The sequence below is a fragment of the Streptomyces sp. UNOC14_S4 genome (assembly GCF_020740835.1).
Classification (GTDB): Bacteria; Actinomycetota; Actinomycetes; order Streptomycetales; family Streptomycetaceae; genus Streptomyces.
On sequence record NZ_JAINFC010000518.1, the window covers coordinates 1 to 5,195 of the forward strand.

Genomic DNA, 5,195 nt, shown 5'->3' on the forward strand with positions numbered 1-5,195 from the left:
GCTGCACCGTCGCCCGGTCCTCGGGCGGCAGCGGCCGGGAGGAAGAGGCGGCCCCCTCCGGCGGCAGCGGCCCGTGGACAGCACCCTCCGGCGGCAGCGGGCGCGATACGGCCCGCGGGGTCCGCTCGGGCCGGAGCGTGGTCACGCCCCGGCCTTGCCCACCACCGGCGCGAGGCCCGTCGAACGCTCGACGGCGCCCGTGTCTCCGCAGGTCACCAGCCAGTTGGCCAGCATCCGGTGGCCCCATTCGGTGAGCACCGACTCGGGGTGGAACTGCACGCCCTCGACCGGCAGCTCGCGGTGGCGCAGGCCCATCGCGATGCCCGACTCCGTCCAGGCCGTGAGCTCCAGCTCCGCGGGCCAGCTCTCCCTCTCGACGGCCAGCGAGTGGTAGCGGGTGGCCGTGAACGGCGAGGGGAGCCCCTCGAAGACGCCGGTGCCCTCGTGGCTCACCAGCGAGGTCTTGCCGTGCAGCAGCTCGGGGGCCCGGCCGACGACTCCGCCGTACGCCACGGCCATCGACTGCATGCCCAGGCACACGCCGAAGACCGGCACGCCCGTGGCGGCGCAGTGCCGCACCATGTCGATGCAGACGCCTGCCTGCTCCGGCGCGCCCGGCCCGGGCGACAGGAGCACGCCGTCGAAACCGTCCTGGGCGTGGCTCAGCTCGACCTCGTCGTTGCGCAGCACCTCGCACTCGGCGCCGAGCTGGTAGAGGTACTGGACGAGGTTGAAGACGAAGCTGTCGTAGTTGTCCACGACGAGGATGCGCGCACTCACCGGTTGACCGCCATTCCGTTGTCGACCGTCACATCGTTGAACGGCAACAGCGGTTCCGCCCACGGGAAGACGTACTGGAAGAGGACGTAGACGATCGCCAGCACGAGTACCAGCGAGGTCAGTGCCCGCACCCATGTATTGCCCGGCAGATGCCGCCAGATCCAGCCGTACATGCCGTCCCCACTTGCCGATGACGTAGTAGTCGGTTCGCGATTTCCAGCACCAGACTACGGGGAGCGGAAGGGCCCGGTGGGTCAGCTGAGCAAAGCCTTGGGCTTGCCGTCCGCCATGGGCCTGGTGGCGTCCAGGTGGGCCCAGACGATCAGCCGGTGGCTGTGGCCCCACTCCGGCTCGCAGGTGGTGAGGGTGAGGTAGCGGCCGGGTCCGCGGTAGCCGGACTCGGCGGGTACGGGGTCGATGACGCCGACGTCGTCGGGGCGGGTCGTGAAGGGGGCGCCGTCGACGACGTACGTGAACCACGTCGTGCCGTCGGTGACCACCACCGGGTCACCGGAGCGCAGTTCGGGGAGGTCCTTGAGCGGGTCGCCGTACGTCCTGCGGTGCCCGGCGACCGCGAAGTTGCCCGTCTGGCCCGGGCCCGCGGTGCCGTCGTAGTGCCCGAGGCCCTTCTTCAGGACGTCGGTGCCGGTGCCCTGGAGCACGGGTTTGGCCCAGCTCCGGCCGAGGCGGGGGATGTACATGACGGCGAAGGACTCACCGGAGGGGGGAGGGTTCTTCCGGGGAGCCGTTTTCGCGCCGGGGCCCGTGCCACCGGCCCCTTTCCCCGCGCCTGTCCCCTGGCCGGTCGCGGACGGACTCGCGGGGGTGTCCGTTCCGGCGGCTGCCCCGGTCCCTCCGTTCCCTCCGGTCCGGGCTCCGGGGTCCTGCCCCGGTAACTGCCCGCCGCCGGCGGCGGCCGACCAGCGTTCCTGGAGGCGGTGCACCTCGCTGTCCATCGCGCTGTTCGCGCGGACGCCGGTCCAGTAGAGGACGTAGACGACCAGCAGGACGATCAGGGTGCCTACGGTGACGCACAGCTCGCTGAGTGTCCGGACGACGAGCCTCGTTCCCATCGGCCGACCCCCTCCCGGGTTACCCCATGGGCTTGGCGTAGTGGAGATCCACTGTGCCCGAGTACCCGGGAAGAGTCACCGCGTCGTGCTGGTCGACTTTCCAGCCGAGCCCGTACGCGGTCACGTACTGGAGGTAGTTCTGGATCGCGGGGGAGGTGTCCAGGGCCTTGCGCAGGGCGCCGCGGTCACCGACGGCGGTCACCTTGTACGGCGGGGAGTAGACGCGGCCCTGGAGGATGAGGGTGTTGCCGACGCAGCGGACGGCGCTGGTGGAGATCAGCCGCTGGTCCATGACCTGGATGCCCTTGGCGCCGCCCTTCCACAGGGCGTTGACGACGGCCTGGAGGTCCTGCTGATGGATCACCAGGTCGTTGGGCTGCGGGTCGGGTACGCCGGGAATCCTGGGCGTGGCGTTGGGCGGGGCGTCGGTGAGGGTGACGGTGAGGCCGGAGCCCTGGATCTTCTCGGTGCCCGCATCGGCCTCCAGCGCGGCGAGCTTGCGGTTGTCCTCGGCGTTGTTGCCGTTGTCGCGCCGGGCGAGCGCGTCGACCCGGGAACGCAGCCCCGCGGCGCTGTCGTCCAGGTCGGCGTTCTTGCGGCTGCGTTCCTGGATGAGGTCGGACAGCCGGAGCATCGAGTCGTCGGTGCGGATATTGGTGCCCTGCGCGGTGTTGAAGCTGGTCCAGAAGATGAGGCCGGCGAGCGCGAAGACCCCGCCGGTCAGCAGCCGCACCGGCCGGAATCGCCGGGAAGACGTGCTGGTGGAGTCCGCAGAATTGCTCAACGTACCCTTATCCTCTCCGACGCCGCGGAAGCACTACGCTAACGGACGCCCGGGAGAAGGTGGCGTTCCCTGCGCTTCCCGACCCGGCGGACAGCCCTTGAGCATCCCCAGCGCGGTCACGCAGCGCATCGACAGGAGAGTTCCTCGTGCCGAAGTCACGGATCCGCAAGAAGGACGACTTCACGCCCCCGCCGGCCAAGCAGCAGGCCATCAAGTTGAGCAGCGGCCGCGGCTGGGTCGCTCCGCTGATGCTGGCGCTGTTCCTGATCGGGCTGGCCTGGATCGTCGTCTTCTATGTGACCAGTGGCGACATGCCCGTGGAATCGCTGCACAACTGGAACATCGTGGTCGGTTTCGGCTTTATCGCGGCCGGGTTCGTGGTCTCCACCCAGTGGAAGTAAGGACTCCTCGGGGGAGTTATCCACACCCTCGTCCACAGTGGGGAAAACTCAGAAGATCTGTGGATAACTTCCCCGGCATTGACGCCGGTGTGACTGATCACTGAGCCGGTGTAGCCCGCGTCACAGGGCTTCGCAGGGCCGCTTCCAGCGGAAACGGGATCCGGCGCACAGCGGGCCCGGCATTCCCCACGGCGTGCACAAGATCCCGTACGTGCTGTGGACAACCGCCGGGCCACTGGGCGTGATCCCCGCGGACGCGAGGATTCCCCCGGGCGCGGGAAGGCAGGGAGCGCCGGCTCAGCCGCTGAGCTGGAGCGTCCGGAAGACCACGGCGACCACGATCACCAGCAGCACGGCCCCGTAGGTGGCCCGCTGCACCAGCTCCCGCTTGTGACGCGGCGCGTGCACCAGGCCGTACGCCACCGCCGTGCCCGTCACCAGGCCGCCGATGTGGGCCTGCCAGGCGATGTTGGCCCAGGCGAAGGTGAAGATCAGGTTGAGCACGAGCAGGGCGATGACGGGCCGCATGTCGTAGTTGAGGCGCCGCATCAGCACGGCTGTCGCCCCCAGCAGGCCGAAGACGGCGCCCGAGGCACCGAGCGACGGCTGCGTCGGATCGGCGATCACATAGGTGAGCGCGGATCCGCCGAGACCCGACAGCAGATACAGGGCCAGGAACCGGGCCCGCCCCAGCGCGGCCTCCAGCGGCGGGCCGAGCCACCACAGCGAGAGCATGTTGAACGCGATGTGCATGGGCGCCTGCTGCAGGAACATCGAGGTCAGCAGGCGGTACCACTGGCCCTCGGCGACACCCTCGACCGGTCCGCCGTAGGTCAGCCGCGCTCTGCCGAACAGCTCCAGGGCGTCCACGAGCCGGTCGCCGACGACGAGCACCGCGACCCACAGGGCCACGTTGAGCCCCAGCAGCACCTTGGTCACCAGGCGGGGGTCCATGACGTGGGCGCCGCCGGCGATCGTGCGCGGTGCGGCGGCCCGCGGCGGAGGGGTGCCGTCCGCGCCCGGGCCGTGCCCGCTCACGCACTCCGGGCACTGAAAGCCGACGGCCGCGCTGACCATGCACTGGGGGCAGATCGGACGCTCGCAGCGGGTACAGCGGATACCGGTCTCGCGGTCCGGGTGCCGGTAGCAGCCGACGGCTTGGTCGTTCATGCGTTCCCCTCGCGCCTGTCACGGCCCCCCGGACGGAATCCGGGGGTGCCCCAGGGCCGATCCGGTGACGCGCGGCCCCTCCCGTCATACGGACGGGCCGCGCACCGGGTTCCCGGCCGGCCACCCCCGGGAGGGTGAAGATCCGGCCCCGGAGGTGACGCCCGGCCGGACCGGGGCCGCGTCGGCCCTCGCGGGACTCGACGTCAGCCCCCGTGGGACCCGATCGTCAGCCCTCGCGGGACTCGGTCGTCAGCCCTCGCGGGACTCGATGACGACGGATTCCAGGACGACGTCGGTCACCGGGCGCTCGGTGCGCTCGGCGGTCTCCACGGCGGCGATGGCGTCCACGACCTTCTTCGAGGCGTCGTCGGTCACCTCACCGAAGATCGTGTGCTTGCGGGTGAGCCACGGGGTGGCCGCCACCGTGATGAAGAACTGCGAGCCGTTGGTGCCCGGCCCGGCGTTGGCCATGGCCAGCAGATAGGGCTTGGCGAAGGCGAGGTCGGGGTGGAACTCGTCCTTGAAGGTGTACCCCGGGCCGCCGGTGCCGTTCCCGAGCGGGTCACCGCCCTGGATCATGAACCCCTTGATGACGCGGTGGAAGACCGTGCCGTCGTAGAACCTGTCCGTGGACTTCTCGCCGGTCGCCGGGTTGACCCACTCGAGCTCCCCCTGCGCGAGCTCCACGAAGTTCCGCACCGTCTTGGGCGCGTGATTCGGCAGCAGCCGGATCTCGATGTCGCCCTGGGTGGTCCTCAGGGTGGCGTACAGCTGCTCGGCCACGTTCTACCTTCCATAAGTCTGCGCTGGCGGCTACTGATCCTCGCACGGACGGCTTCACGCGAGTAGCGGGCAAACACGAGCAATTGTCAAATCCTGTGGATCGGCGGGTTGTTCATGCAGCAGCGGGCTCGGGTCGTTCAACGAGGTGACCGCGTTCGAAGCGGGCTCCGGCTCGCACGAGGGCGACGAGGTGGGGTGCGTTCA

At 70.0% G+C, this 5,195-nt stretch carries 7 protein-coding genes; 1 reads left to right on the plus strand and 6 read right to left on the minus strand.

Features of this window, described 5'->3' with window-relative positions:
• Positions 1–141: 141 nt before the first annotated feature.
• The 4 genes from K6I34_RS30985 to K6I34_RS31000 all read right to left on the minus strand — a co-directional run bounded on the left by K6I34_RS30985 (position 142) and on the right by K6I34_RS31000 (position 2,637).
• Positions 142–780, minus strand: coding sequence for an aminodeoxychorismate/anthranilate synthase component II (locus K6I34_RS30985; RefSeq protein WP_229331130.1), 639 nt, complete (start codon positions 778–780; stop codon positions 142–144).
• The gene (locus K6I34_RS30990) at positions 777–953 is read right to left on the minus strand and encodes a hypothetical protein (RefSeq protein ID WP_229331132.1); all 177 of its coding nucleotides are present in this window, start codon (positions 951–953) and stop codon (positions 777–779) included. The genes K6I34_RS30985 and K6I34_RS30990 overlap by 4 nt, the downstream gene beginning before the upstream one ends.
• An 81-nt stretch (positions 954–1,034) precedes the next feature.
• On the minus strand, positions 1,035–1,853 hold the full coding sequence (locus K6I34_RS30995; protein WP_229331134.1) for a class E sortase: 819 nt from the start codon (positions 1,851–1,853) through the stop codon (positions 1,035–1,037).
• Between the two features lie 19 nt (positions 1,854–1,872).
• Positions 1,873–2,637 carry a DUF881 domain-containing protein gene (locus K6I34_RS31000; protein WP_229331136.1) on the minus strand — a complete coding sequence of 255 codons (765 nt, stop codon included), beginning with the start codon at positions 2,635–2,637 and terminating at the stop codon, positions 1,873–1,875.
• A gap of 146 nt (positions 2,638–2,783) precedes the next feature.
• Here K6I34_RS31000 and crgA point away from each other — a divergent pair, with 146 nt between their 5' ends.
• Positions 2,784–3,038 carry a cell division protein CrgA gene (gene crgA, locus K6I34_RS31005; RefSeq protein WP_229331138.1) on the plus strand — a complete coding sequence of 85 codons (255 nt, stop codon included), beginning with the start codon at positions 2,784–2,786 and terminating at the stop codon, positions 3,036–3,038.
• Positions 3,039–3,335: 297 nt separating this feature from the next.
• Here crgA and K6I34_RS31010 read toward each other — a convergent pair whose 3' ends face one another.
• Positions 3,336–4,208 (minus strand): rhomboid family intramembrane serine protease, encoded by an 873-nt coding sequence (locus K6I34_RS31010; protein WP_229331140.1) that lies wholly within the window; start codon positions 4,206–4,208, stop codon positions 3,336–3,338.
• 249 nt (positions 4,209–4,457) lie between these two features.
• Positions 4,458–4,991, minus strand: coding sequence for a peptidylprolyl isomerase (locus K6I34_RS31015; protein ID WP_229331142.1), 534 nt, complete (start codon positions 4,989–4,991; stop codon positions 4,458–4,460).
• Positions 4,992–5,195 lie beyond the last annotated feature (204 nt).